This is a genomic window from Sphingomonas lacusdianchii, from assembly GCF_022664395.1.
Classification (GTDB): domain Bacteria; phylum Pseudomonadota; class Alphaproteobacteria; order Sphingomonadales; family Sphingomonadaceae; genus Sphingomonas; species Sphingomonas lacusdianchii.
In genome coordinates, this window is the sequence record NZ_JAKRET010000002.1 from 104,897 (window position 1) to 128,569 (window position 23,673).

A 23,673-nucleotide genomic window follows, 5' to 3' on the forward strand; every position below is an offset into this window, starting at 1 on the left:
ATGCAGAAGGCGGAGAAGATCGGGCTTGGCGTTGCGGTTGCGGGACATGCCGTCCTGTTCGGCCTGCTGTCGGTCGGCTTCCTCGCCACGCCGAACCCGGTGAAGTTGAAGAACGAGCCGATGGACGTCAGCTTCGCCGAAGACGTCGCCGCCGAACAGTCGTCGCCGCAGCAAACCGAGGCTCCTGCCGTAAGTCAGGCACCCGACACCGGCGCGCCGGAAGATGCCGCACCGCCCGAGGCGGTCGAGGAGCCGATCCCGGAACCGGCACCCGCGCCGCCCGCACCGGCGCCGCGTCCGCAACCGGCCCCGCGGCCGGAACCCAAGCCCGCGCCGAAGCCGGTCCCGGCACCCAGGCCCGTGCCCAAGCCGGTTCCCAAACCCGCGCCGAAGCCCGCCCCTGCGCCCAAGCCCGAACCTAAGCCTGCTCCGGTCAAGCAACAGGCCCGTCCGGCGCCGGCACCGGCGCGACCTGCGCCCGCTGCGAAGGCGCCGGCCAAACCGGCTCCAGCCAAGCCCGCCGTGACCAAGGGGCAGGGGACCAACGCACAGGCAACGGCACCCCGTCCGCGTGGTGGGCGTCTGGGTGACAATTTCCTGAAGGGCATCGCCGATACCCCCAAGCCGGGCAAGGCCGAGGCTCCGCGCGGCACGGCGGTCACTGCCCAGTCGGTGGCCGGGCTGGCCAGCGCGATCCAGCGGCAGGTTCAGCCCTGCGCGAACAAAATCCCGAACCCCGGGCCCGGCGCCAACCAGATCCGGTCGAAGATCCGCCTGCAGATGCGTGCCGACGGTACGCTCGCCGCGCGCCCGCAATTGCGGGGGCAGACCGGTGTCGATGGCGAGAACGAACGCTATGCGCAGCGCGTGTCCGAACTGGCCATCGCCGCACTGATTCAGTGCGCGCCCTATGAACTTCCGGCGGAACTGTACGAAGGCGGCTGGAAGGATATCATCATCAACTACAAACTGCCCGGCTGACCGGAGGGGATTTATGCGGAAACTGACCCTTGCTCTTGGCGCGGCGCTCGCAAGCGTGCTGGCCGCGCCCGCCGCGTTCGCGCAGGTCGAGGTAGATATCGAGGGCGGCATCTCCGAACCGCTGCCGATCGCGGTGCCGGTGATGCCGACCCCGCAGGTCGCCTCGACCCCGGCCGGATCGACCGACGCGCTCGGGCGGCAACTCGCGGAGATCGTCGCGGGCGATCTACGCAATTCGGGGCTGTTCAAGCCCGCCGGTCCATCAGGTTTGCCGGCGGTCGCCATGGCGCAGGTCCAGTCGCCCGATTATGCGGTGTGGAGCGGCGCGCAGGCGCTGGTGCAGGGCTATGTCCGCGCCGAGGCGAACGGCACGCTGACCATCGGCTGCTACCTGTACGACACGTTCGGCCGTACCGAACTGACGCGTCAGGGGTTCAACGTGCCGCCCGCCGAATGGCGCCGTGCCGCGCATAAATGCGCCGATGCGGTCTATACCCGGCTGTCGGGCGAGGGGCCGTATTTCGACAGCCGTATCGTCTATGTCAGCGAGACCGGGCCGAAGGGCAAGCGGATCAAGCGGCTGGCGATCATGGATCAGGACGGGGCCAACCACCGCTTCCTGACCAACGGCCAGTCGATCGTGCTGACGCCGCGCTTCGCGCCGAACCAGCAGTCGATCGTCTATATGAGCTATGTCAACGAACGGCCGGCGATCTACATCCTCGATCTTGGTACCGGGCGGCAGCGGTTGCTGGTGCAGAATGCGTCGCTGACCTTCGCGCCGCGCTTTTCGCCGGATGGCCGCTATGTGCTGTTCTCGATGGCACAGGCTGGCAACACCGATATCTACCGCGTGCCGGCAGGGGGCGGCAGCCCGCAGCGGCTGACCAACGCGCCCGGCATCGATACCGGCGGGAGCTATTCGCCGGACGGGTCGAAGATCGTGTTCGAAAGCGACCGCTCGGGCACGCAGCAGCTTTATGTCATGAACGCCGACGGTTCGAACCAGCAGCGGATCAGCTTCGGCGGCGGGCGCTATGCGACGCCGGTATGGAGCCCGCGCGGCGACCTGATCGCCTTCACCCGGCAGGGCGGGGGATCGTTCCGCATCGGCATCATGTCGCCCTCGGGCGGCGGCGAGAAGTTGTTGAGTGATGCCTGGGGCGACGAGGGGCCGAGCTGGTCGCCTAACGGCCGCGTGCTGACCTTCTTCCGAAGTGCGCAGGGGTCGGGCAAGACGCAGATCTGGTCAGTCGACCTGACCGGATCGAATATCCGCCGCATTCCGACCGCGCTCGACGGGTCGGACCCGAGCTGGGGCCCGATCCGGCCCTGACGGTTTCACCAACGGGGGCAAATCCGTTACAGGGGCATTGTAGCGGGTGCGACACGACCAAGGGAGGTTTTGATGACCAAGTTTTCGACCACGCTGATCGTCGGCGCGGCATTGCTGGCGACCGCCGGCTGCGCCAAGAAGCGCCCCGAGGTGTTGCCGCCGGCACCGGGCCAGACGGTCGATCCGAACGCCGGCACCGGCGGGACCGGGACGGGCACCGGCACCACCGGCGTCGTGCCGGGGTCGCGCGCCGATTTCCAGCAGTCGGTGGCCAGCGACACGATCAATTTCGGCCTCGACCAATATGATATCGACGCCTCGGCCCGCGCGGTGCTCGACAGCCAGGCACAATGGCTGGCGCGATACCCCAATGTCCGCGTGACGATCGAGGGGCATTGCGACGAGCGCGGCACCCGCGAATATAACCTCGCGCTGGGCGACCGCCGCGCCAATGCGGCGGCCAGCTATCTCGCGACGCGTGGCATTTCGCCGTCGCGGATCACCACGATCAGCTATGGCAAGGAACGTCCGCTGGCGCTCGGCTCCGACGAAGGCGCTTGGGCGCAGAACCGGCGCGCGGTGACGGTGGTGCTGCAATAGGCCGGACGGGCGGCGGTGACGGCACCGCCGCCCCTCAGTCGAACGGCCGGGCCGCCGACCATTTGCGCCGCTTCTTGACGAAGCGCGTCTCGTAGCGGCGAATGACCGGATCGTCGGCCAGCATCGCGTCGGCGAAGCGATTATATTCTTCCATGTCCGCGACCACGACCATCAGAGTCAGGTCGAAGGTCCCGGTGACCTCCAGGATCGCCTGTACCTGCGGCGTTGCGTCCAGCCGCCGCAGCAACGCATCGATATGCGGCAATGCATGGCGATCGAGCTGGATGTCGACCAGTGCCGACAGGAAGGCGCCGACGCGATCGGACACGATCGAGACATCGGCGACGATCGTCCCGTCCTCCCGCATCCGCCGCACCCGGCGGGTGATCGCGGACGGTGAGAGGGCGACGTCGCGCGCCAGATCCTCGGCAGTGCGCAGTGCGTCGCGTTGCAGCCAGTGCAGCAGTTCGCGATCATAGCGATCCAGATCGCGCATTCCCGTCCATGTCCCCTGCGGCATTGCCGGTTTTCGGCGGTGGCCGCACGATGTTTGCCGAAATCGGGCAGGGGCGCCAAGCGATAACGCCGCTCGTCACCGGGAGGGAATATGCATCGCTGGATCGTCACTCTTTCATTGTCACTGGCCATGCCGGGCATTGCCGTCGCGCAGGCGCCGGCCGACGACCCCGCCACGATCGTTGCCGCCACCCGCGCGGCGATCGCCGAACGCTATGTCCTGCCCGATACGGCTGCGAAGCTGAGCGCGGCGCTCGCCGCGCCGGAGAAGTATCGCGGCCTGTCGGGTGACGCGCTGGCAGAGCGGATCAATGCCGACCTGCACACGGTCACCACCGACAAGCATCTGGGCATCCGCTACGACCCGAAAATGGCGGCAATGCTGGGCAACCAGCCGCTGCCCGACGATGACGCCGCCATGCCCCCGGTGATGGCGCGGATGATCGCACGGCAGAATGGCGGGGTGCGGGCGATGGAGGTGCTGCCGGGCAATGTCCGCATGATCGCCTATGACGGATTCGCATGGGGCACGCCGGAGGCCGAGGCGGCGATCATCGGCGCGATGCAGTTCCTGCGGGGTGGCGACGCGTACATCATCGATCTCCGCCGCAACGGTGGCGGGTCTCCCGGAGCAGTTGCGGCACTGGCCAGCTATTTCGTGGCTGAGGGCACGCCGCTGATGCGCTTCGAGATGCGCGGTCGGCCGGGCGAGGCGACCACTGCGCCCCGGGCGCCGTTCAGCCTGGCGGGCAAACCGCTCTATGTCCTGACCAGCGGCGGAACCGCGTCGGCGGCGGAGGAATTTGCGACCCATGTGTCGGCGCTGGGCTTCGGCACGCTGGTCGGCGAACGCACGGCCGGAGCGGGGTTTCGCAACGACCTGCTGCCGATCGGCAAAAGCTATGTGCTCAGCGTGTCGAGCGGCCGGGCGATCAGCGTGAAGACCGGCAGGGACTGGGAAGGGGTCGGCGTTACCCCGGCGATTGCGGTGTCATCCGATCGCGCGCTACCGACCGCACAGGCGGCCGCGATGGCCCGGATCGCAACGATGGCCACGGCCGATGACAAGCGCGAGGCGGAGCGGCTCGCCGTCTTCTACCGTGCATTGGCAACCGGGATGAAATCGGGGCGGGCGTTGGGGGATTATGCAGGAGTCTATGGCGACCGGAAACTTATTGTCGCTGGCGATCACCTGATGTCGAGCCGGGGATCGCGGCCGGCATCCGTACTGGTTCCGGTCGGGGGGAATGTCATGGCGCCCGAAGGCGATCCGCTGTCGCGCTTCCGCTTCGTCGAACAGGGCGGGCGGATCGTCGCGTTGGAAGTGGAGCGGGTCGACGGGTCGGTCGAGCGCGCCGCGCGCAACGCCGGACAATAAGCGCGGTCCGCCGCTGCACAAACGAAAACCGCCCCGCAGATCGCTCTGCGGGGCGGTGTCGGCTTCAGGCTTCCGCCGTGGTCTTGCCGCGCTTGCGCGGCTTCTTCGGCGCCGCCGGGGTCATTTCGAAGGACAGGCTGTTGTCCTTCAGCTTCACATTGACCTCGCCGCCATGGACCAGCTTGCCGAACAACAGTTCCTCGGCCAGCGGCTGCTTGATCTTGTCCTGGATCAGGCGGCCCATCGGACGCGCGCCATACAGCTTGTCATAGCCCTTTTCCGTCAGCCACGTCTTTGCCGGCTCGTCGAGACGGATATGGACGCCGCGATCGGCCAGCTGCAGTTCGAGCTGGAGAATGAACTTGTCCACCACCCGCGCGACCACTTCCGGCGGAAGATAGCCGAACGGGACGATCGCATCGAGGCGGTTGCGGAATTCGGGGGTGAAGAGCTTCTTCACCGCTTCCTCCTGCACGTCCTCGCGGTCGATCTGACCGAAGCCGATCGATTCCTTGGCCATGTCCGACGCGCCCGCATTGGTCGTCATGATGAGGATGACGTTGCGGAAATCGACGGTCTTGCCGTGGTGGTCGGTCAGCTTGCCGTTGTCCATCACCTGCAACAGGATGTTGAACAGGTCCGGGTGCGCCTTCTCGATCTCGTCGAGCAGCAGGACGCAGTGCGGCTGCTGGTCGATCGCATCGGTCAGCAATCCGCCCTGGTCATAACCGACATAGCCCGGCGGGGCACCGATCAGCCGGCTGACCGAATGGCGCTCCATATATTCGGACATGTCGAAGCGCTGGAGCGGAATGCCCATGATCTCCGACAACTGCCGCGCGACCTCGGTCTTGCCGACGCCGGTCGGGCCGGTGAACAGATAGTTGCCGATCGGCTTGTCGGGATCGCGCAGGCCCGCGCGCGACAGCTTGATCGCCGAGGACAGCGCCTTGATCGCGTCGTCCTGCCCGAACACCACCCGCTTCAGGTCGAGTTCGAGATTGGCGAGCACGCGCGTATCGTCGGTCGACACCGTCTTCGGCGGGATGCGTGCCATCGTCGCGATGACCTGTTCGATCTCCTTGGCGGTGATCGTCTTCTTCCGCTTGGGCGCAGGCACCAGCATCTGCATCGCACCGACTTCGTCGATGACGTCGATCGCCTTGTCCGGCAGCTTGCGGTCGTTGATGTAGCGCGCCGACAATTCCACCGCCGACTTGATCGAATCGGGGGTGTATTTGACCTTGTGGTGTTCCTCGAACGCGCTGCGCAGGCCGGTGAGGATCTTGATCGTATCCTCGACGGTCGGTTCGTTCACGTCGATCTTCTGGAACCGGCGCAGCAGCGCGCGATCCTTTTCGAAGTGGTTGCGGAACTCCTTGTAGGTCGTCGAACCGATGCAGCGGATCTGCCCGCCCGACAGCGCGGGCTTGAGCAGGTTCGACGCGTCCATCGCCCCGCCGCTGGTCGCCCCAGCGCCGATGACAGTGTGGATTTCGTCGATGAACAGCACTGCGTGCGGTAGTTTTTCGAGTTCGGTCACGACCTGTTTCAGCCGCTCCTCGAAATCGCCGCGATACCGGGTACCGGCGAGCAGCGCGCCCATATCGAGCGAATAGATGACCGCGGGCAGCAGCACCTCGGGCACGTCGCCCTCGACGATCTTGCGCGCCAGCCCTTCGGCGATCGCGGTCTTGCCGACGCCCGGATCACCGACATAGAGCGGGTTGTTCTTCGAGCGGCGGCACAGGATCTGCACCGTGCGGTCGACCTCGGCCGAACGCCCGATCAACGGATCGACCTTGCCGGTCTTCGCCTTCTCATTGAGATCGACGCAGAACTGCTTGAGAGCGCTTTCGCCCTTGCCCTTTTCGGCGGGCTTCGGCGTTTCCTTTTCCTCGGCACCCTTGGGCGTCGGGGTTTCGGTGGCGGTCGATCCGCCCTTGCCGACGCCGTGGCTGATGAAGCTGACCGCGTCGAGCCGGCTCATATCCTGCTGTTGCAGGAAATAGACGGCATAGGTTTCACGCTCGCTGAACATCGCGACCAGGACATTGGCGCCGGTCACCTCGTCACGGCCCGACGACTGGACGTGCAGGATCGCGCGCTGGACGACGCGCTGAAAGCTGCTGGTCGGCGACGGATCGGTCGCGGCGTCCAGTTTGAACGTGTCGAGTTCGGTGTCGAGATAATGGGCGACGGTCGTCCGCAGCTCGTCGAGTTCGACGCCGCAGCCGGTCATCACCTTCGCCGCGTCCGGATCGTCGGTCAGCGCGAAGAGGAGATGTTCGAGCGTGGCATATTCATGCCGGCGCGAGGATGCGGCCTCGAGCGCCTTGTGCAGCGTGGATTCCAATGCGGATGCGAAGGATGGCATTCAATTCACTCCGGTCGGCCGGCGAGAACGCGCCGGCCCTGCGTCCCGGTGTCCCGGGTCTTCCACCATGTCGGTATGCCGCCGCCCGGCATCAAGCGGGGGGCGGAACATCTCATGACCGGAACAGCGCATCGGCGCTGGCCCGGTGGCTGCGCGCGGCATCGATTCGCGCACGGCATCGCGCGATTTCGCCTTCCAACGCGGCGATTCGCGCGGTCAGCTCCTCTTGAGACAACGGGTCGAGATCCTCGCGCAACAGCATGGCGAGCAGGTTGCCACGAACATGGTTAACATTTTCGTCGGGTTCCATTGCATGCAGCGTTGACCCTGTGGCCGACGATGTCAATAACGCCGCCGTGCAGGGGAAATACTATATGGACGTACCAGCGGCGATGCGTGCGATCGATCCGGCCGAACCGGGTGGACCGGAAGTGCTGACGATCGTCGAACGCCCGACTCCGCGCCCCGCCGAGGGCGAGGTGCTGATCCGGATCGCCGCCGCCGGGGTCAACCGCCCCGACGTCCTGCAACGCACCGGCGGCTATCCGCCGCCGCCCGGCGCGTCCTCGATCCCCGGTCTGGAGATTGCCGGCGAGGTCGTGGCGCTGGGGGAGGGGGTCGAGCCGCATTGGCTGGGCCAGCCGGTCTGCGCGCTGCTGGCGGGTGGCGGTTATGCCGAATATGCGACGGTCCCGGCCGGCCAGTGCCTGCCCGTGCCCGAGGCGCTGTCGATGGTCGAGGCGGCGGCGCTGCCCGAGACGCTGTTCACCGTGTGGACCAATTTGTTCGAACGCGGCTATGCGGCCGAAGGAGACACGGTGCTGATCCATGGCGGCACTAGCGGCATCGGCACGATGGCGATCCTGCTGGGGCGCGTCTTCGGCCTCGACGTGATCGTCACGGTCGGCAGCGATGCGAAGGCGCGCGCGGCGCTCGATCTCGGCGCGGCACATGCGATCAACTACCGCACCGAGGATTTCGTCGAACGCGTCGCCGAAATCACCGGCGGCAAGGGCGTGAGCGTGGTGCTCGACATGGTCGGCGGCGACTATGTGCCCCGCAACATCAAATGTCTGGCCGAAGATGGCCGCCATGTGTCGATCGCGGTGCAGGGCGGGGCGAGCGCCACCGTGCCGATCTGGGATATCATGCGCCGCCGCCTGACGCTGACCGGGTCGACACTGCGTGCCCGCGACGCGGCGTTCAAGGAAATGGTCGCCGACGAACTGTCGCGCACCGTATGGCCGCATGTCGAGGCGGGGCGGCTGCGCCCGGTGATCGACAAGACCTTTCCGCTCGACCGCGCCGATGAGGCGCATCGCCGGATGGAGGCGGGCGACCATGTCGGCAAGATCGTGCTGACCATCGCCGACGCGGCCTGAAGCGCCGCAAACCGCCAAATCCCGCGACCGCTTGCCCTTTGCGGCGAGCGGTACTAAGTCCGTACCCAACGTGGCCGCCCGGTTTGGGCGGCCCTTTCTATTTCGGAGACCCGTCGTGGCCCAGCCGCTGATGCCGCACGCGACCGCTTCCTGGCTGGTCGACAACACCGCCTTGTCCTTTCCGCAGATCGCCGACTTTTGCGGCCTGCACGTTCTCGAAGTGCAGGCGATTGCCGACGATACCGCCGCGACCAAGCTGACCGGCCGCGATCCGGTGCGCGCGCATGAACTGACGATGGAAGAGATCGAGAAGGGGCAGAAGAACCCCGATTACCGCCTGGTGATGATGAAGGGCCCGGAACAGGTCCGCCGGACCAAGGGGCCGCGCTACACCCCGGTCAGCAAGCGGCAGGACAAGCCCGACGGCATCGCGTGGATCATCCGCAACCATCCGGAAATCAGCGACGGCGCGATCGGCAAGCTGATCGGCACCACCCGCACGACCATTGCCGCGATCCGCGACCGTACCCATTGGAACATCGGCAACATCGTGCCGAAGGACCCGGTCACGCTGGGTCTCTGCTCGCAGCGCGAACTCGACGCGCTGGTCGGCAAGGCGGCGAAGGCCGCCGGGATCGAGGCTCCGACCGACACCCGACTGGAGGGCGATCGCGAGGCGCTGATCGAACAGCTGCGCAACGAACGGACCCAGGCGGCGCGCGATGCCGAACTGGCCGAGCGCGGCGAATTGCCGGAATCGTCGACCTCGTTCTTCGATCCGTTCAAGCGCTGAGCCGCACCCGACCGTACCGGACGGCCCGGTCGCTCCCATCGAGCGGCCGGGCCGTTTGCGTATCGGGGTCAATCGGTTAGGCTGCCGCCGTCCATCGGGAGAGCAGCCATGTCCGACCTTCGTGCCCGCGCGATCGCGCTCTACGACGCCTTTACCCACGAGCATCGCGACCGCCGCGCCTTCATGGCGGAGATGGTGGCGCTGGCCGGATCGGCCGCCGCTGCCGAAGCGCTGATCGCGGGCATCGCCGCCTCGCCGGCTGCCGCGCAACAGATCGCACCGGCCGACCCCCGGCTCGACACTGCGAAGCGCAGCGGCACCGAAGCCGGCAAATCGGCCACCGCCTATTTCGCTGCGCCCAAGGGCATGCAGCAACCATTGCCGGTCGTGCTGGTCATCCATGAAAATCGCGGGCTGAACGCGCATATCGAGGATGTCGCGCGCCGCGTGGCACTGGCCGGCTTCCGCGCGATCGCGCCCGATTTCCTTGCGCCGCAGGGCGGGACGCCCGCCGATGAGGATCGGGCCCGCGAACTGATCGGCACGATCGACTATGACCTCGCGCTGGCGCAGGCGAAGTCGTTCCTTGCCAAGGCGCGGGGCCAGCGCGGCGGTGCGCAGACCGGCGCGGTCGGCTTCTGCTGGGGCGGGGCGTTCGTCAACCGGCTGGCGGTGGCCGATCCGGCGCTGACCGCCGGGGTCAGCTATTATGGTCCGGCGCCCGATCCGGCCGAGGCGACCAAGGTCCGTGCCGCGCTGCTGCTGCAACTCGCCGAAAAGGATGCGCGGGTGAATGCGACCGCGCTTCCCTGGGGCGAGGCGCTGCGCAAGGCGGGCAAGGACGCGACGACCCATGTCTATCCGGGCGTCGATCATGCGTTCAACAACGACACCTCGGCAATGCGTTACGATGCTGCCGCGGCGAAGCTGGCATGGGAGCGGACGACCGCCTTCCTGCATCGCGAACTTGACGCGAAACGCGGCTAGGTTCCATCTTTGTTCCTGACGAATCGCAGGGGAGACATGAGATGGCCGGACTGACGCTGTACACCAATCCGATGTCGCGCGGACGGATTGCGCGCTGGATGCTGGAGGAAGTCGGCGCCGCTTATGCCGTCGAAATGCTCGGCTATGGCGGGACGATGAAGGCCGACGCCTATCTGGCGATCAATCCGATGGGGAAGGTGCCGGCGATCGTCCATGACGGTCGCATCGTCACCGAATGCGCCGCGATCTGCGCCTATCTCGCCGACGCTTTTCCCGATGCCGGCCTCGCTCCGACCGCGAATGAGCGCGCCGATTATCATCGCTGGATGTTCTTCGCCGCCGGACCGCTCGAACAGGCGATCACCAACCGCTCGCTGGGCGTGACGCCGACCGACGATCAGCAGCGCATGGTCGGCTATGGTGATTACGACCGCGTCGTGTCGGTCCTCGAAGCCGCGGTGTCGGCGCATCGCTATATCGCGAGCGATCGCTTCACGGCGGCCGATGTCTATGTCGGATCGCATGTGATGTGGGGCACGCAGTTCGGGACGCTGCCGAAGCGCGACGCGTTCACGGCCTATGTCGGACGGCTCGCCGATCGACCGGCGCATGTGCGGGCGAGCGAACTGGACGATGCGGCAATGGCGGAGATGCAGGCGGCTTGAGCCGTCCTGCCGGGTCGGACCACCCCTACCGCTTGATGTCGATCAGCCACGGCTTCGGTCCGCCGGTCGGTTTCGGCGTTCCGTCCAGCCGCCTTGCGCGCACGATGCGGACCGGGTCGAGGATCATCTGCCCCTTCATCGCGTCCGATCCGCCGCCGGTCGGTTTGGCGAGGATGCGCTTGACCGTCGCCATGCCGCCGACCACCCGGCCGAACGCGGCATAGCCGGGAAAGTCGCCCTTGGCGTCCATGCTCGGCATCGCGCCGACCAGCAGCACGAAATTGCCGCCCGCCGAATTGGGTTCGGGCCGCCGCGCCATCGAGATCGCGCCGTCGACATGTTTGACTCCGGTCCGGTCGGTGCGCTCGTGCGGGAAAGGTGGCAGGATGCGCCGCGCATCGGTGCGGATGCCGCCCTGTACGAAGCCGAGCGACGGTTCGGCCTTGCGCCGCGCCGACCGGTAGAAGACCGTACCGTCGAACCGTCCGTCATCGACATAGGCTAGGAAGTTTCTCGACGTGGCCGGCGCGCGCTTCACGTCGAGCGCGACGATGATCGGCCCGGCCGAGGTGTCGAACCGGACCCGGACATAGCCGGGGGTCGCGCGGATGGCGGACTGGGCGGATGCCGGCGCGGCAGAGACCAGCAGCAACAGGGCAAGCAGGATACGCATCGCCGCTTCCTATCGTCCGACGCCGCGCGGCGAAAGCGCCTCAGCCGGATTGACGTGCGGCAAACTCCGCCAGCAACGGTCCGAATGCCTCGGGCGGCGGGGATTGCGGATAGCGATGGCGGGCGGGCGTGGTCGCCCATGCCAGTGCCTCGTCGGTCCATGTCTCGATGAACGACGCGAAGGGCGCGGGGTCGTCGAGCGCGCCGACCCGGACGTTGGCAAAACCCGGATCGGGTTCGATCCGCGTGAACAGCCAGCTCTTGCAGTCGCCACAGTGATGATGGCGAATCTGTTCTCCCCGCAGCCCGCCGATCACGGTGTCGCCCTGCGTGATGGTTAGCGTGGTGCTCGGCACCGCGACGTTCAGCGAGAAGGCGCTGCCACTCATCTGCTGGCACCCGCGGCGATGGCACGCCATCGTCATCATCGGCTGCGCATCGATGCGGAACCGGACCTGTCCGCAGCGGCAGCCGCCTTCGATCGGCAGGGCAGGGGGCATTGTCACGCTCCAGTTCCAGGGACCGTCCGGCTGTACGCCGCCCATGCCCTCGGGTAATCGCGCAAAGGATGGATGGGGGACGGCGATGATGATGACGCGGGCGATCCTGTGGCCGACCTTTGCCCTGGTCGCACTGATCTTCGCCGTCAGCATCACGCTGCTCCGCGCCCGGGTCGGGCATATGCGACGCCAACCGCCGACCGCGCGGGACTTTGCCGATGCGGAGGCGAGTCGCGCCTATTTCCGGTCGGTCGAACGTCCCGCCGCGAATCTCGCCAATCTGTTTGAACTGCCGGTGCTGTATTTCGCACTGGTGCCGTTGCTGCTGATGACTGGGCTGGCGGGACTGGCGCAGGTGGCGCTGGCATGGATGTATGTCGCGCTGCGGGCCGGGCACAGCATCGCGCATATCGCCGGGCGGGTGCGGCTGCGATTCGCGTTGTTCCTCGGCTCGACCGGCATTCTGGCGGCGATGTGGATCGGCTTTGCGATCGATATCGGCTTCTCCGCGCGCTGACGGACCCAGGCGGAACGGGCGGGGGACTGTGACGTTGACCGGAAAATCCTTCCCGGAGACTGCCATGACCCGCTTCGCCGCCGCTGCCGCTCTCCCCGTCCTCGCGCTGCTCGGCGCCTGCGGGGGGCAGGAGATCACGACGACCAATGACGCGAACGTCGTGTCGAACGACGTCTATGCCAACGCCGCCTTCCGCAACGATGGCGAGGTCGGCAACGAGATGATCGCGATCAACCCGATGGAGACCGAGGCGAATTCGGTGACGACGGCGGGCGATGCGATGATGGGCAACACCCCCGACGCGATGAACGCGACGATGGGCAACGCCACCAACTGACGCGCCGGCGGGTAGAAAACATACGGGCGGTGCGGGGTCGCCCTCGCGCCGCCCATGTGCGTCGGCGCACCATTGACCGACCGGGCTACCGTCTATATAGGCCGCGCGTCCCGCTGGGTCGGCGTCGTAGCCGTCACTGGCCTGCATGTGGGTTCAAAGAGCTGAACATTGCTGGAGACATCGGCCCCGCGGGCGTTCGCTCACGTGGCCTTTGCGCATTTCTGACAGGAACGGCTCCGGCAAAGTAACCGCAAGATAAGGTGAAGGGCTTCATGCCGACGATCAACCAGCTGGTCCGCAAGGGCCGCGAACCGCAGAAGGCCAAGTCGAAGGTCCCTGCGATGGACCAGAACCCGCAGAAGCGCGGTGTCTGCACCCGCGTCTACACGACGACCCCGAAGAAGCCGAACTCGGCGCTGCGCAAGGTGGCCAAGGTTCGCCTGACCAACCAGCGCGAAGTCATCAGCTACATCCCGGGTGAAGGCCACAACCTCCAGGAGCACTCGGTCGTGCTCATCCGCGGCGGTCGTGTGCGCGATCTTCCCGGCGTTCGCTACCACGTCCTGCGCGGCGTGCTCGATACGCAGGGTGTCAAGGATCGCCGCCAGTCGCGTTCGAAGTACGGCGCCAAGCGTCCGAAGTGATCCCGCGCCGCGCGTGACCCGCGCGGCCTGAGGTCCACCTACCCCCAGTAAGCCCCGGACGGGTTCCGGAACCGGCTGAAGATTGAAGGAATATCTGATGGCTCGTCGTCGTCGTCCCGAAAAGCGGGAAATCCTGCCTGATCCCGTATACGGGGATGAGGTTCTGACCAAGTTCATGAATTCGGTGATGCTGGACGGCAAGAAGTCCGTCGCCGAAGGCATCGTCTATTCGGCATTCGAAACCGTCGAGAGCCGCGCGAAGCGCGATCCGCTGGGCGTGTTCCACGATGCGCTGAACAACGTAAAGCCGAACATCGAAGTGCGTTCGCGCCGCGTCGGCGGTGCGACCTATCAGGTCCCGGTCGAAGTCCGCTTCGAGCGTGCCCAGGCGCTGGCGATCCGCTGGCTGATCGCTTCGGCCCGCAACCGCAGCGAGAACACCATGTCGGCCCGCCTGTCGGGCGAGCTGATGGACGCTGCCAACAACCGCGGCAACGCGGTGAAGAAGCGCGAAGACACGCACCGCATGGCGGAAGCGAACCGCGCCTTCTCGCACTACCGCTGGTAAGCCGAGGCGGTGGCTTTTCACCGCTGACGCAACCGACTATATCGTGGGGAGCGGGCGTCATGCCTCGCTCCCCACATTGCTAAGGAAGCACGATCATGGCCCGCAGCCATCCGCTCGAACGGTATCGCAACATCGGCATCATGGCGCACATCGACGCCGGCAAGACGACGACCACCGAGCGTATTCTTTACTACACCGGCAAGTCCTACAAGATCGGCGAAGTGCATGAAGGCACCGCCACCATGGACTGGATGGAGCAGGAGCAGGAACGCGGCATCACCATCACCTCGGCGGCAACCACCTGCAAGTGGCGCGCCGAAGAGGGCAAGGGTGAAGAGCATCTGATCAACATCATCGACACGCCGGGCCACGTCGACTTCACCATCGAAGTCGAGCGTTCGCTGCGCGTGCTCGACGGTGCGGTCGCCTGTTTCGACGGCGTCGCCGGCGTGGAGCCGCAGTCGGAAACCGTGTGGCGTCAGGCCGACAAGTACGGCGTGCCGCGCATGTGCTTCGTCAACAAGCTCGACCGCACCGGCGCCGACTTCTATTTCTGCGTCGACTCGATCATCGAGCGTCTGGGCGCGCGCCCGGCGGTCCTGTATCTCCCGATCGGTATCGAAGGCGGCTTCAAGGGCCTGGTCGACCTGGTCGAGAACCGTGCGATCATCTGGCTCGAAGAGTCGCTGGGCGCGAAGTTCGAATATCAGGACATTCCGGACGATCTGAAGGAAAAGGCCGCGAAGTATCGCAGCGACCTGATCGAAATGGCCGTCGAGCAGGACGACGACCTGATGGAAGCCTATCTCGAAGGCAATGAACCGTCGGTCGCCGATCTGAAGAAGCTGATCCGCAAGGGTACGCTGGCGATGAACTTCGTGCCGATCGTCTGCGGTTCGGCGTTCAAGAACAAGGGCGTGCAGCCGCTGCTCGACGCTGTCGTCGACTATCTGCCTTCGCCGCTGGACATTCCGGACGTGCAGGGCGTGAAGCTCGACGGCGAGACCCCGGATTCGCGTCCGGCGTCGGACACTGCGCCGCTGTCGCTGCTGGCGTTCAAGATCATGAACGACCCGTTCGTCGGCTCGCTGACCTTCGCCCGCATCTATTCGGGGACGCTGACCAAGGGCAGCTACCTGAACTCGGTGAAGGACAAGAAGGAAAAGATCGGCCGTATGCTCCTCATGCACGCGAACTCGCGTGAGGACATCGACGAGGCGCGTGCGGGCGACATCGTCGCCATCGCGGGTCTGAAGGAAACGACGACCGGCGACACGCTGTGCGATCCGGCGAACCCGATCATCCTCGAGCGGATGGAGTTCCCGGAACCCGTCATCGAGCTGTCGGTGGAACCGAAGACCAAGGCCGACCAGGAAAAGATGGGCATCGCGCTCAACCGCCTGGCTGCCGAGGATCCCTCGTTCCGCGTGTCGACCGACCATGAATCGGGCCAGACGATCATCAAGGGCATGGGTGAACTTCACCTCGAAATCCTCGTCGATCGCATGAAGCGCGAGTTCAAGGTGGAAGCGAATGTCGGTGCGCCGCAGGTGGCGTATCGCGAATATCTCGCCAAGCCGGTCGAGCTGACCTACACCCATAAGAAGCAGTCGGGTGGTTCGGGCCAGTTCGGCGAAGTCAAGGTCAAGGTCGTCCCCGGCGAGCGTGGCTCGGGTTACCAGTTCTTCGACGAGATCAAGGGCGGCAACATCCCGCGTGAATATATTCCGTCGGTGGAAAAGGGCATGCGCGAGACGGCGCAGACCGGTTCGCTGATCGGCTTCCCGATCATCGACTTCGAAGTGCATCTGATCGACGGCAAGTATCACGATGTCGACTCGTCGGCGCTGGCGTTCGAAATCTGCGCCCGTGGCGCGATGCGCGAAGCGGCCCAAAAGGCCGGCATCAAGCTGCTCGAGCCGATCATGAAGGTCGAGGTCGTGACCCCGGAAGACTATCTGGGCGACGTCATCGGCGACATGAATAGCCGTCGTGGCCAGATCCAGGGCACCGACAGCCGCGGCAACGCGCAGACCGTCGAAGCGATGGTCCCGCTTGCCAACATGTTCGGCTATGTGAACCAGCTCCGCTCGTTCACCCAGGGCCGCGCGCAATACTCGATGCAGTTCTCGCACTATGACGAAGTGCCGCAGAACGTTGCGGATGAGGTCAAGGCGAAGATGGCCTGAGGCGCACGGAGCTAAGGCGACTTAGCTCCGAGACGCCGAAAGGCCGGCCGGCGGGGCGGTCGCAGGACAGCCCCGTCCGACGACGAATTTACTTCGTCGTCCGCTCCCCGGTTCGGGGGCTGGCATTACGAAACAACACCCGCTAAAGGGCCGCGTTCGCGTGGCCCCGGCGGCACCGAATTCGAATCAGAAGGTAGGAAAATGGCTAAGGCAAAATTCGAGCGGAACAAGCCGCACCTCAACATCGGCACCATCGGTCACGTCGACCACGGCAAGACCTCGCTGACCGCCGCGATCACGAAGGTGCTGGCGGACACGATGGGCGGCGTCGCCGTCGATTTCGCCAACATCGACAAGGCCCCGGAAGAGCGCGAGCGCGGCATCACCATCTCGACCGCGCACGTCGAGTATGAGACCGCCAACCGCCACTATGCGCACGTCGACTGCCCCGGCCACGCCGACTATGTGAAGAACATGATCACCGGCGCGGCGCAGATGGACGGCGCGATCCTGGTCGTGTCGGCCACCGACGGCCCGATGCCGCAGACCAAGGAGCACATCCTGCTCGCCAAGCAGGTCGGCGTTCCCACCATGGTCGTCTTCCTGAACAAGGTCGATCTGGTCGACGACGAGGAAATCCTCGAACTCGTCGAAATGGAAATCCGCGAAGAACTGTCGAAGCGTGAATTCGATGGCGACAACATTCCGATCATCCGCGGCTCGGCCACCTGCGCCCTGTCGGGTTCGGACGCCAAGCTGGGCCAGGAAGCGATCCTGGAACTGATGAAGGCGGTCGACGAGTCGATCCCGCAGCCGGAGCGTCCGCTGGACAAGCCGTTCATGATGCCGATCGAAGACGTGTTCTCGATTTCGGGTCGCGGCACCGTGGTCACCGGCCGCGTCGAAACCGGCGTTGTGAAGGTCGGCGAGGAAGTCGAAATCGTCGGCATCCACGAATCGGTCCGCAAGACCGTCGTCACCGGCGTCGAAATGTTCCGCAAGCTGCTCGACCAGGGTCAGGCCGGCGACAACATCGGCGCGCTGATCCGCGGCGTCGCCCGTGACGAAGTGGAGCGTGGTCAGGTTCTGGCGAAGCCGGGTTCGATCACCCCGCACACCGACTTCCAGTCGTCGGTGTACGTGCTGTCGAAGGACGAAGGTGGCCGTCACACGCCGTTCTTCGCCAACTATCGTCCGCAGTTCTACTTCCGCACGACCGACGTGACCGGCACCATCGAACTGCCGGAAGGCACCGAAATGGTCATGCCGGGCGACGAAGTCGCGCTGGGCGTGAAGCTGATCGCACCGATCGCCATGGACGTCGGCCAGCGCTTCACCATCCGTGAAGGCGGTCGTACCGTCGGCGCAGGGGTTGTCAGCGGCATCGACAAGTAATATAGCGACTCGAACAGGCGGCCGCCCCCGGCAACGGGGGCGGCCGTTTGCTATTTAATGAGGGCACCTCGCTTGTAGCTGGGGTATCCACTAAGCCATTCGTTGTTAATCAAGAGCCGTCCCAACGGCCCGCTCTTTCGCATCGGTAGGACCATGGACAACAATATTCGTATTCGCCTGAAGGCGTTCGACCATCGCGTGCTCGACCAGGCGGCCGGCGATATCGCCGACACCGCGCGTCGCACCGGCGCCCTGATCCGTGGACCGATCCCGCTGCCCACGCACATCGACAAGTTCACGGTCAACCGCGGCCCGCACATCGACAAGAAGTCGCGCGAGCAGTTCGAGACCCGCACCTACAAGCGTCTGCTCGACATCGTGCAGCCGACCCCGCAGACCGTCGACGCGCTGATGAAGCTCGACCTCGCGGCAGGGGTGGACGTAGAGATCAAGCTGGCGTAATAGCCGGCTTCCGCGACGTAGGGTGATTCCGCCCTGCGTCGCGCTTTCGCTTCCCGCCGGTTCGTTCTGGACAGCGGCGGTAGAGGCCGGGAAAGCAACCATAGGGATACCGAACGGCACGATGTCTGCGGGCGAAGTGCCGTTGTCCGCGTCCCCGCTATCGTCGATGCAGCCCTTCAGTGGGGGAATATCGGCGATGTCTGGCCCTGGCGGGGGCGTGCAGATCGCAAGGGCTGGGGCTTCGGAGGCGGGTGACCGCGCACCGGGGCCTTTTTCGTTAGGCAAGCTCGTCGTCAAGACGAGCCTCTGTTGGAGGAGTGGGTCATGCGCACTGGCGTGATCGCGAAGAAAATGGGAATGACCCGGTTGTTCCAGGACGATGGGCGTCACGTGCCCGTCACGGTCCTGCAGCTGGAAGACGTGCAGGTCGTCGCCCGTCGTGAGAAGGATCGTGACGGGTACGTCGCGGTGCAGCTCGGCGCCGGCGTCGCCAAGGCGAAGAACGTTGCCAAGCCGCAGCGCGGCCATTTCGGCAAGGCCGAAGTGACCCCGAAGGCGCGGGTTGTCGAGTTCCGCGTGGCGGAAGACGCGCTGCTGGACGTCGGTGCCACCATCGGTGCCGACCACTATGTCGCCGGGCAGCTGGTCGACGTTTCGGGTCGTACGCAGGGCAAGGGCTTTGCGGGCGCCATGAAGCGTTGGGGCTTCGGTGGTCTGCGCGCCACGCACGGCGTGTCGGTGTCGCACCGTTCGCACGGTTCGACCGGTCAGCGTCAGGATCCGGGCAAGGTCTTCAAGAACAAGAAGATGGCCGGCCATATGGGCGACCGTAACCGCACGCAGCAGAATCTGCAGGTCGTGTCGACCGACGTCGAGCGCGGGCTGATCTTCATCAAGGGTTCGGTGCCCGGTCACAAGGGCACCTGGCTGACGGTCAAGGACGCGGTGAAGGTCGCGCGCCATGCCGACGCGCCGTACCCCGCTGGTCTGAAGAGCGCCAACAGCAACGACGCCGCCGCATCGGCAGCGACCGACGGCCAGGAGGGCTGATCATGAAGGTCAAGGTACAGACCCTCGACGCCGTCGAAAACGGCGATATCGAGCTGAACGACGAGGTGTTCGGCCTCGATCCGCGTGCGGACATCCTGCACCGGGTCGTGACCTGGCAGCTCGAAAAGCGTCGCGGCACCGCTCGCGGCACCCGCGAGCGCGCCGATGTCGCGCGTTCGGGCAAGAAGCTGGGCCGCCAGAAGGGCGGCGGTGTCGCCCGTCACGGCGATCGCCGCGCGCCGGTGTTCATCGGCGGTGGTAAGGCGCACGGCGCCCGCGTCCGCGACTTCAACCCGGGCCTGAACAAGAAGGTTCGCGCGCTCGGTCTGAAGATGGCGCTGTCGAGCCATGCCAAGGCGGGTTCGCTGGTCGTTCTCGACGGGCTGACGGTTGCGGACGGCAAGACGCAGGTCCTGCTCGGCAACCTGTCGAAGCTCGGCTTCGGCAAGACGTCGCTGGTGATCGATGGCGACGCCGTCGAGAACAGCTTCGCGCTGGCCGCCCGCAACCTGCGTCAGGTCAATGTCCTGCCCGCCGGTGGCGCGAACGTCTATGACATCCTGAAGCACGACACGCTGGTGCTGACCCGCGCCGCCGTCGAAAAGCTGGAGGCCCGCTTCAATGGCTAAGCAGCAGCAGGCGATCGACATCCGTCATTACGACGTGGTGCTCGCGCCGCACATCACCGAAAAGTCGACGATGCTCTCCGAGCATAACGCCGTCGTCTTCAAGGTCGCGAACAAGGCGTCGAAGCCGGAGATCAAGGCAGCGGTCGAAGCGCTGTTCAACGTCACCGTCACCGGCGTGAACACGATCGTGACCAAGGGCAAGACCAAGAAGTGGAAGGGCGCGCCCTACACTCGGTCGGACTTCAAGAAGGCGATCGTGACCCTGGCCGAAGGCCAGTCGATCGACATTACCGAGGGGGCCAAGTAACATGGCACTCAAGCAGTATAATCCGACCACGCCGTCGCAGCGTGGCCTGGTCCTGATCGACCGTTCGGCCCTGTACAAGGGTCGTCCGGTCAAGTCGCTGACCGAAGGCAAGACCAAGTCGGGCGGCCGCAACAACAAGGGCCATGTGACCTCGCGCGGCATCGCCGGCGGTCACAAGCAGCGCTACCGCATCATCGACTTCAAGCGTCGGCTGTGGGATGTCGAAGGCACCGTGGAGCGGATCGAATATGATCCCAACCGCACCGCGTTCATCGCGCTCGTCAACTATGGCGAGACCGAGGGCAAGGCCAACGTCGCCTACATCATCGCGCCGCAGCGTCTGAACGTCGGCGACAAGGTGATCGCCGGCAAGAAGACCGACGTGAAGCCGGGCAACGCGATGGAACTGGGCCAGGTGCCGGTCGGCACGATCGTCCACAATGTCGAGATGAAGCCGGGCAAGGGCGGTCAGATCGCGCGTTCGGCCGGCACCTATGTGCAGGTCGTCGGTCGCGACAAGGGCATGGTCATCGTCCGCCTGAACTCGGGTGAGCAGCGCTACATCCACGCCGCCTGCATGGCGACGATCGGTGCGGTGTCGAACCCCGACAACCAGAACCAGAATCTGGGCAAGGCCGGTCGCAACCGCTGGCTGGGCAAGCGTCCGCTGACCCGCGGCGTCGCCAAGAACCCGGTCGACCACCCGCACGGCGGTGGTGAAGGCCGGACCTCGGGCGGCCGTCATCCGGTCACCCCGTGGGGCAAGCCGACCAAGGGCGCGCGCACGCGGCACAACAAGGCGACGGACAAGATGATCATCCGTAGCCGTCACGCGAAGAAGAAGGGCTAAGCGATGGCTCGTTCCGTATGGAAGGGTCCGTTCGTGGACCTCAATCTGCTGAAGAAGGCGGAAGTGGCGCAGGACGCCGGCACCCGTTCGGGTCCGATCAAGACCTGGTCGCGCCGTTCGACCATCCTGCCGCAGTTCGTCGGCCTGACGTTCAACGTCTATAACGGCCGCAAGTTCGTGCCGGTTTCGGTCAACGAGGACATGGTGGGCATGAAGCTCGGCGAGTTCGCGCCGACCCGCTTCTTCCCCGGCCACGCCGCCGACAAGAAGGGCAAGCGCTGATGAGCAAGCAGGCAGCACCCCGCCGCGTTGGTGACAAGGAAGCTCTGGCAGTCGCGACGCAGGTTCGCGGCTCGGCCCAGAAGCTGAACCTCGTCGCAGCGCTGATCCGCAACAAGAATGCCGGCGATGCGATGAACATCCTGGCGTTCTCGAAGAAGGCGATGGCGGTCGATGTCCGCAAGTGCCTCGCTTCGGCGATCGCGAATGCGGAAAACAATCACAACCTCGACGTCGACGCACTCGTCGTCAAGGAAGCCTCGGTCGGCAAGTCGATCACGATGAAGCGTTTCGCGACCCGCGGTCGCGGCAAGTCGACGCGCATCCTGAAGCCGTTCAGCCGCGTGCGCATCGTCGTGTCCGAGGTGGAGGAAGCGTAATGGGTCACAAGTCCAATCCCATCGGTCTGCGTCTGCAGATCAACCGCACCTGGGACAGCCGTTGGTATGCCGAAGGCGCCGACTATGGCCGTCTGCTGCTGGAGGATCTCAAGATCCGCCAGTTCATCATGAAGACGCTGCCGCAGGCGGCGATCTCCAAGGTGGTGATCGAGCGTCCGGCCAAGCTGTGCCGCATCTCGATCTTCGCAGCCCGTCCGGGTGTGATCATCGGCAAGAAGGGCACCGACATCGAAAAGCTTCGCAGGAAGCTGGGTTCGATGACGTCGTCGGACGTGTCGCTGAACATCGTCGAAATCCGCAAGCCGGAAATCGACGCGAAGCTCGTCGCACAGGGCATTGCCGATCAACTCGAGCGTCGTATCGCCTTCCGCCGCGCCATGAAGCGTGCGGTGCAGTCGGCGATGCGCCTGGGTGCCGACGGCATTCGCGTCGCTTGCGGCGGTCGTCTGGGCGGTGCGGAAATCGCCCGTTCGGAAGGCTATCGCGAAGGTCGCGTGCCGCTGCACACGCTGCGTGCGAACCTCGACTATGCCGAGGCCGAAGCGCACACCGCGTATGGCGTCTGCGGCGTCAAGGTCTGGATCTTCAAGGGTGAGATCCTCGGCCATGACCCGATGGCGCAGGACCGGCTGATGATGGAGGCCCAGACCTCCGGCGTGCGCCCCGCGCGCGACGATCACCGCCGCTAAGGATGATTTGAGATGCTGCAACCAAAGCGCACCAAGTTCCGCAAGGCCTTCAAGGGCCGCATCCATGGCGATGCCAAGGGCGGTACGTCGCTGAACTTCGGGTCGTATGGCCTGAAGGCGATGGAGCCCGAGCGGATCACCGCCCGCCAGATCGAAGCGGCCCGCCGCGCGATCACGCGTCATATCAAGCGCCAGGGTCGCCTCTGGATCCGGATCTTCCCGGATCTGCCGGTGTCGTCGAAGCCTGCCGAAGTCCGCATGGGCTCGGGCAAGGGTTCGCCCGAATTCTGGGTTGCCCGCGTCAAGCCGGGTCGTATCCTGTTCGAACTGGACGGCGTGCCCGGTCCGCTCGCCGCGGAAGCGTTCTCGCGCGCCGCGATGAAGCTGCCGATCGCGGTCAAGGTCGTTGCCCGCCTGGGCGACACCTCGCACCTGGAGGGTTGATAATGACGAAGGCAACCGATCTTCGCGCCAAGAGCGACGACCAGCTGGTCGAGGAACTGTCGAGCCTGAAGCGTGAGGCGTTCAACCTCCGTTTCCAGGCGGCGACCAGCCAGCTGGAAAAGCCGACCCGCGTGAAGGAAGTCCGTCGCGACATCGCGCGGATCAAGACGCTGCAGGGCGAGCGTTCGCGCTCGGCCGACAAGTAAGGACGAGAGACATGCCGAAGCGTGTGCTGACCGGGATGATCGTCTCGGACAAGACCGACAAGACGGTGGTGGTCAAGGTAGAGCGGAAGGTCAAGCACCCCCTCTACGGCAAGATCATCCGCCGTTCGAAGAAGTATCATGCCCATGACGAGGGCAATGAGTATCGCGAAGGCGAGACCGTGCGCATCGAAGAGACCGCGCCGATCTCGAAGCTGAAGACCTGGAAGGTGATCGAGCGGGTGAACACCCACGCGACGCCGGCGGAAGTCGCAGCCGAGGCGTAAGCCTTGGGGGTGGGGCAGTCGTGAAAAGCCTCGCCGTACACCGTCGCCCCGGCGCAGGCTGGGGCATCCTTCCACGAGAGCGCGCTCCCGTGGATTGAGATTCCAGCCTTCGCTGGAATGACGGGATGCGGTTGATGGAATTGCGCCTGTCCCATCCCACCCAATTCCGGGGTCGGACCCGGATGTAACGAACATTCGCGGGGAGGCTTGCCTTTTCGCCATGGGGCGGTTAATG

Annotated in this window: 30 protein-coding genes; 25 read left to right on the top strand and 5 right to left on the bottom strand. The window is 65.5% G+C overall.

What is annotated here, in order from left to right; translation table 11 throughout:
• The 3 genes from MF607_RS03085 (at window position 1) to pal (ending at window position 2,917) form a co-directional block, all read left to right on the top strand.
• Window positions 1-981, top strand: coding sequence for a cell envelope biogenesis protein TolA (locus MF607_RS03085; protein WP_242116004.1), 981 nt, complete (start codon window positions 1-3; stop codon window positions 979-981).
• Window positions 982-994: 13 nt separating this feature from the next.
• Entirely contained in the window at window positions 995-2,317 is a 1,323-nt protein-coding gene (gene tolB / locus MF607_RS03090; RefSeq protein ID WP_242116005.1) for a Tol-Pal system beta propeller repeat protein TolB, read from the top strand.
• 72 nt (window positions 2,318-2,389) lie between these two features.
• Complete coding sequence (gene pal, locus MF607_RS03095) at window positions 2,390-2,917, top strand: peptidoglycan-associated lipoprotein Pal (RefSeq protein ID WP_056456290.1); 528 nt, start codon at window positions 2,390-2,392, stop codon at window positions 2,915-2,917.
• A 34-nt stretch (window positions 2,918-2,951) separates the two neighbouring features.
• Here the strand turns inward: pal and MF607_RS03100 are convergent, their stop codons facing one another.
• Window positions 2,952-3,413 carry an Lrp/AsnC family transcriptional regulator gene (locus MF607_RS03100; protein WP_242116006.1) on the bottom strand — a complete coding sequence of 154 codons (462 nt, stop codon included), beginning with the start codon at window positions 3,411-3,413 and terminating at the stop codon, window positions 2,952-2,954.
• 111 nt (window positions 3,414-3,524) lie between these two features.
• Here MF607_RS03100 and MF607_RS03105 point away from each other — a divergent pair, with 111 nt between their 5' ends.
• Window positions 3,525-4,811 (top strand): S41 family peptidase, encoded by a 1,287-nt coding sequence (locus MF607_RS03105; protein ID WP_242116007.1) that lies wholly within the window; start codon window positions 3,525-3,527, stop codon window positions 4,809-4,811.
• A 64-nt stretch (window positions 4,812-4,875) separates the two neighbouring features.
• Here the strand turns inward: MF607_RS03105 and clpA are convergent, their stop codons facing one another.
• The gene (gene clpA / locus MF607_RS03110; RefSeq protein ID WP_242116008.1) at window positions 4,876-7,188 is read right to left on the bottom strand and encodes an ATP-dependent Clp protease ATP-binding subunit ClpA; all 2,313 of its coding nucleotides are present in this window, start codon (window positions 7,186-7,188) and stop codon (window positions 4,876-4,878) included.
• A gap of 112 nt (window positions 7,189-7,300) precedes the next feature.
• On the bottom strand, window positions 7,301-7,498 hold the full coding sequence (locus MF607_RS03115; protein WP_242116009.1) for a DUF1192 domain-containing protein: 198 nt from the start codon (window positions 7,496-7,498) through the stop codon (window positions 7,301-7,303).
• 82 nt (window positions 7,499-7,580) lie between these two features.
• On the opposite strand from MF607_RS03115, the gene MF607_RS03120 reads away from it, so the two are divergent.
• The 4 genes from MF607_RS03120 to MF607_RS03135 all read left to right on the top strand — a co-directional run bounded on the left by MF607_RS03120 (window position 7,581) and on the right by MF607_RS03135 (window position 11,015).
• On the top strand, window positions 7,581-8,570 hold the full coding sequence (locus tag MF607_RS03120) for an NAD(P)H-quinone oxidoreductase (protein WP_242116442.1): 990 nt from the start codon (window positions 7,581-7,583) through the stop codon (window positions 8,568-8,570).
• Window positions 8,571-8,700: 130 nt separating this feature from the next.
• Window positions 8,701-9,363, top strand: coding sequence for a DUF1013 domain-containing protein (locus MF607_RS03125; RefSeq protein ID WP_242116443.1), 663 nt, complete (start codon window positions 8,701-8,703; stop codon window positions 9,361-9,363).
• A gap of 108 nt (window positions 9,364-9,471) precedes the next feature.
• Window positions 9,472-10,350 carry a dienelactone hydrolase family protein gene (locus MF607_RS03130; protein WP_242116010.1) on the top strand — a complete coding sequence of 293 codons (879 nt, stop codon included), beginning with the start codon at window positions 9,472-9,474 and terminating at the stop codon, window positions 10,348-10,350.
• 41 nt (window positions 10,351-10,391) lie between these two features.
• Window positions 10,392-11,015: a glutathione S-transferase family protein gene (locus tag MF607_RS03135; RefSeq protein WP_242116011.1), complete on the top strand. Its 624-nt coding sequence runs from the start codon at window positions 10,392-10,394 to the stop codon at window positions 11,013-11,015.
• A gap of 25 nt (window positions 11,016-11,040) precedes the next feature.
• Here MF607_RS03135 and MF607_RS03140 read toward each other — a convergent pair whose 3' ends face one another.
• Entirely contained in the window at window positions 11,041-11,688 is a 648-nt protein-coding gene (locus MF607_RS03140; RefSeq protein WP_242116012.1) for a peptidylprolyl isomerase, read from the bottom strand.
• 40 nt (window positions 11,689-11,728) lie between these two features.
• Window positions 11,729-12,187, bottom strand: a complete 459-nt coding sequence (locus MF607_RS03145) for a GFA family protein (protein ID WP_242116013.1) — start codon at window positions 12,185-12,187, stop codon at window positions 11,729-11,731.
• An 85-nt stretch (window positions 12,188-12,272) separates the two neighbouring features.
• Between MF607_RS03145 and MF607_RS03150 the strand changes: the two genes are divergently transcribed.
• The 17 genes from MF607_RS03150 to rpsQ all read left to right on the top strand — a co-directional run bounded on the left by MF607_RS03150 (window position 12,273) and on the right by rpsQ (window position 23,438).
• Window positions 12,273-12,704, top strand: a complete 432-nt coding sequence (locus MF607_RS03150; RefSeq protein ID WP_242116014.1) for an MAPEG family protein — start codon at window positions 12,273-12,275, stop codon at window positions 12,702-12,704.
• Between the two features lie 64 nt (window positions 12,705-12,768).
• Window positions 12,769-13,041: a hypothetical protein gene (locus tag MF607_RS03155; RefSeq protein WP_242116015.1), complete on the top strand. Its 273-nt coding sequence runs from the start codon at window positions 12,769-12,771 to the stop codon at window positions 13,039-13,041.
• Between the two features lie 272 nt (window positions 13,042-13,313).
• Window positions 13,314-13,685 carry a 30S ribosomal protein S12 gene (rpsL, locus tag MF607_RS03160; protein ID WP_055757399.1) on the top strand — a complete coding sequence of 124 codons (372 nt, stop codon included), beginning with the start codon at window positions 13,314-13,316 and terminating at the stop codon, window positions 13,683-13,685.
• A 97-nt stretch (window positions 13,686-13,782) separates the two neighbouring features.
• The gene (gene rpsG, locus MF607_RS03165) at window positions 13,783-14,253 is read left to right on the top strand and encodes a 30S ribosomal protein S7 (protein ID WP_055763657.1); all 471 of its coding nucleotides are present in this window, start codon (window positions 13,783-13,785) and stop codon (window positions 14,251-14,253) included.
• 95 nt (window positions 14,254-14,348) lie between these two features.
• Window positions 14,349-16,442, top strand: a complete 2,094-nt coding sequence (fusA, locus tag MF607_RS03170) for an elongation factor G (protein ID WP_242116016.1) — start codon at window positions 14,349-14,351, stop codon at window positions 16,440-16,442.
• Between the two features lie 201 nt (window positions 16,443-16,643).
• Window positions 16,644-17,837, top strand: a complete 1,194-nt coding sequence (gene tuf / locus MF607_RS03175; RefSeq protein ID WP_242116017.1) for an elongation factor Tu — start codon at window positions 16,644-16,646, stop codon at window positions 17,835-17,837.
• A gap of 153 nt (window positions 17,838-17,990) precedes the next feature.
• Window positions 17,991-18,299, top strand: a complete 309-nt coding sequence (gene rpsJ / locus MF607_RS03180) for a 30S ribosomal protein S10 (protein ID WP_033921125.1) — start codon at window positions 17,991-17,993, stop codon at window positions 18,297-18,299.
• 324 nt (window positions 18,300-18,623) lie between these two features.
• Window positions 18,624-19,349: a 50S ribosomal protein L3 gene (gene rplC, locus MF607_RS03185; RefSeq protein WP_242116018.1), complete on the top strand. Its 726-nt coding sequence runs from the start codon at window positions 18,624-18,626 to the stop codon at window positions 19,347-19,349.
• A 2-nt stretch (window positions 19,350-19,351) separates the two neighbouring features.
• Window positions 19,352-19,978, top strand: a complete 627-nt coding sequence (rplD, locus tag MF607_RS03190) for a 50S ribosomal protein L4 (protein WP_242116019.1) — start codon at window positions 19,352-19,354, stop codon at window positions 19,976-19,978.
• Window positions 19,971-20,285 (top strand): 50S ribosomal protein L23, encoded by a 315-nt coding sequence (locus MF607_RS03195; protein WP_242116020.1) that lies wholly within the window; start codon window positions 19,971-19,973, stop codon window positions 20,283-20,285. The genes rplD and MF607_RS03195 overlap by 8 nt, the downstream gene beginning before the upstream one ends.
• Window position 20,286: 1 nt before the next feature.
• A complete protein-coding gene (gene rplB / locus MF607_RS03200) occupies window positions 20,287-21,135 on the top strand; it encodes a 50S ribosomal protein L2 (RefSeq protein WP_242116021.1) in 849 nt (282 codons plus the stop codon).
• 3 nt (window positions 21,136-21,138) lie between these two features.
• Window positions 21,139-21,417, top strand: coding sequence for a 30S ribosomal protein S19 (rpsS, locus tag MF607_RS03205; protein WP_055996110.1), 279 nt, complete (start codon window positions 21,139-21,141; stop codon window positions 21,415-21,417).
• Window positions 21,417-21,794: a 50S ribosomal protein L22 gene (rplV, locus tag MF607_RS03210; RefSeq protein WP_242116022.1), complete on the top strand. Its 378-nt coding sequence runs from the start codon at window positions 21,417-21,419 to the stop codon at window positions 21,792-21,794. The genes rpsS and rplV overlap by 1 nt, the downstream gene beginning before the upstream one ends.
• On the top strand, window positions 21,794-22,504 hold the full coding sequence (rpsC, locus tag MF607_RS03215; protein WP_242116023.1) for a 30S ribosomal protein S3: 711 nt from the start codon (window positions 21,794-21,796) through the stop codon (window positions 22,502-22,504). Before rplV ends, rpsC begins: the two co-directional genes overlap by 1 nt.
• Before the next feature lie 12 nt (window positions 22,505-22,516).
• On the top strand, window positions 22,517-22,948 hold the full coding sequence (gene rplP / locus MF607_RS03220; RefSeq protein WP_055790394.1) for a 50S ribosomal protein L16: 432 nt from the start codon (window positions 22,517-22,519) through the stop codon (window positions 22,946-22,948).
• Between the two features lie 2 nt (window positions 22,949-22,950).
• Window positions 22,951-23,154: a 50S ribosomal protein L29 gene (rpmC, locus tag MF607_RS03225; protein WP_056456258.1), complete on the top strand. Its 204-nt coding sequence runs from the start codon at window positions 22,951-22,953 to the stop codon at window positions 23,152-23,154.
• Between the two features lie 11 nt (window positions 23,155-23,165).
• The gene (gene rpsQ, locus MF607_RS03230; RefSeq protein ID WP_055763313.1) at window positions 23,166-23,438 is read left to right on the top strand and encodes a 30S ribosomal protein S17; all 273 of its coding nucleotides are present in this window, start codon (window positions 23,166-23,168) and stop codon (window positions 23,436-23,438) included.
• The last annotated feature ends 235 nt before the right edge of the window (window positions 23,439-23,673 follow it).

Coding starts and splice junctions, on each gene's coding strand:
- MF607_RS03085 (WP_242116004.1), top strand. CDS start 1: ATGCAGAAGGCGGAGAAGATCGGGCTTGGCGTTGCGGTTGCGGGACAT.
- tolB (WP_242116005.1), top strand. CDS start 995: ATGCGGAAACTGACCCTTGCTCTTGGCGCGGCGCTCGCAAGCGTGCTG.
- pal (WP_056456290.1), top strand. CDS start 2,390: ATGACCAAGTTTTCGACCACGCTGATCGTCGGCGCGGCATTGCTGGCG.
- MF607_RS03100 (WP_242116006.1), bottom strand. CDS start 3,413: ATGCGCGATCTGGATCGCTATGATCGCGAACTGCTGCACTGGCTGCAA.
- MF607_RS03105 (WP_242116007.1), top strand. CDS start 3,525: ATGCATCGCTGGATCGTCACTCTTTCATTGTCACTGGCCATGCCGGGC.
- clpA (WP_242116008.1), bottom strand. CDS start 7,188: ATGCCATCCTTCGCATCCGCATTGGAATCCACGCTGCACAAGGCGCTC.
- MF607_RS03115 (WP_242116009.1), bottom strand. CDS start 7,498: ATGGAACCCGACGAAAATGTTAACCATGTTCGTGGCAACCTGCTCGCC.
- MF607_RS03120 (WP_242116442.1), top strand. CDS start 7,581: ATGCGTGCGATCGATCCGGCCGAACCGGGTGGACCGGAAGTGCTGACG.
- MF607_RS03125 (WP_242116443.1), top strand. CDS start 8,701: ATGCCGCACGCGACCGCTTCCTGGCTGGTCGACAACACCGCCTTGTCC.
- MF607_RS03130 (WP_242116010.1), top strand. CDS start 9,472: ATGTCCGACCTTCGTGCCCGCGCGATCGCGCTCTACGACGCCTTTACC.
- MF607_RS03135 (WP_242116011.1), top strand. CDS start 10,392: ATGGCCGGACTGACGCTGTACACCAATCCGATGTCGCGCGGACGGATT.
- MF607_RS03140 (WP_242116012.1), bottom strand. CDS start 11,688: ATGCGTATCCTGCTTGCCCTGTTGCTGCTGGTCTCTGCCGCGCCGGCA.
- MF607_RS03145 (WP_242116013.1), bottom strand. CDS start 12,187: ATGCCCCCTGCCCTGCCGATCGAAGGCGGCTGCCGCTGCGGACAGGTC.
- MF607_RS03150 (WP_242116014.1), top strand. CDS start 12,273: ATGATGATGACGCGGGCGATCCTGTGGCCGACCTTTGCCCTGGTCGCA.
- MF607_RS03155 (WP_242116015.1), top strand. CDS start 12,769: ATGACCCGCTTCGCCGCCGCTGCCGCTCTCCCCGTCCTCGCGCTGCTC.
- rpsL (WP_055757399.1), top strand. CDS start 13,314: ATGCCGACGATCAACCAGCTGGTCCGCAAGGGCCGCGAACCGCAGAAG.
- rpsG (WP_055763657.1), top strand. CDS start 13,783: ATGGCTCGTCGTCGTCGTCCCGAAAAGCGGGAAATCCTGCCTGATCCC.
- fusA (WP_242116016.1), top strand. CDS start 14,349: ATGGCCCGCAGCCATCCGCTCGAACGGTATCGCAACATCGGCATCATG.
- tuf (WP_242116017.1), top strand. CDS start 16,644: ATGGCTAAGGCAAAATTCGAGCGGAACAAGCCGCACCTCAACATCGGC.
- rpsJ (WP_033921125.1), top strand. CDS start 17,991: ATGGACAACAATATTCGTATTCGCCTGAAGGCGTTCGACCATCGCGTG.
- rplC (WP_242116018.1), top strand. CDS start 18,624: ATGCGCACTGGCGTGATCGCGAAGAAAATGGGAATGACCCGGTTGTTC.
- rplD (WP_242116019.1), top strand. CDS start 19,352: ATGAAGGTCAAGGTACAGACCCTCGACGCCGTCGAAAACGGCGATATC.
- MF607_RS03195 (WP_242116020.1), top strand. CDS start 19,971: ATGGCTAAGCAGCAGCAGGCGATCGACATCCGTCATTACGACGTGGTG.
- rplB (WP_242116021.1), top strand. CDS start 20,287: ATGGCACTCAAGCAGTATAATCCGACCACGCCGTCGCAGCGTGGCCTG.
- rpsS (WP_055996110.1), top strand. CDS start 21,139: ATGGCTCGTTCCGTATGGAAGGGTCCGTTCGTGGACCTCAATCTGCTG.
- rplV (WP_242116022.1), top strand. CDS start 21,417: ATGAGCAAGCAGGCAGCACCCCGCCGCGTTGGTGACAAGGAAGCTCTG.
- rpsC (WP_242116023.1), top strand. CDS start 21,794: ATGGGTCACAAGTCCAATCCCATCGGTCTGCGTCTGCAGATCAACCGC.
- rplP (WP_055790394.1), top strand. CDS start 22,517: ATGCTGCAACCAAAGCGCACCAAGTTCCGCAAGGCCTTCAAGGGCCGC.
- rpmC (WP_056456258.1), top strand. CDS start 22,951: ATGACGAAGGCAACCGATCTTCGCGCCAAGAGCGACGACCAGCTGGTC.
- rpsQ (WP_055763313.1), top strand. CDS start 23,166: ATGCCGAAGCGTGTGCTGACCGGGATGATCGTCTCGGACAAGACCGAC.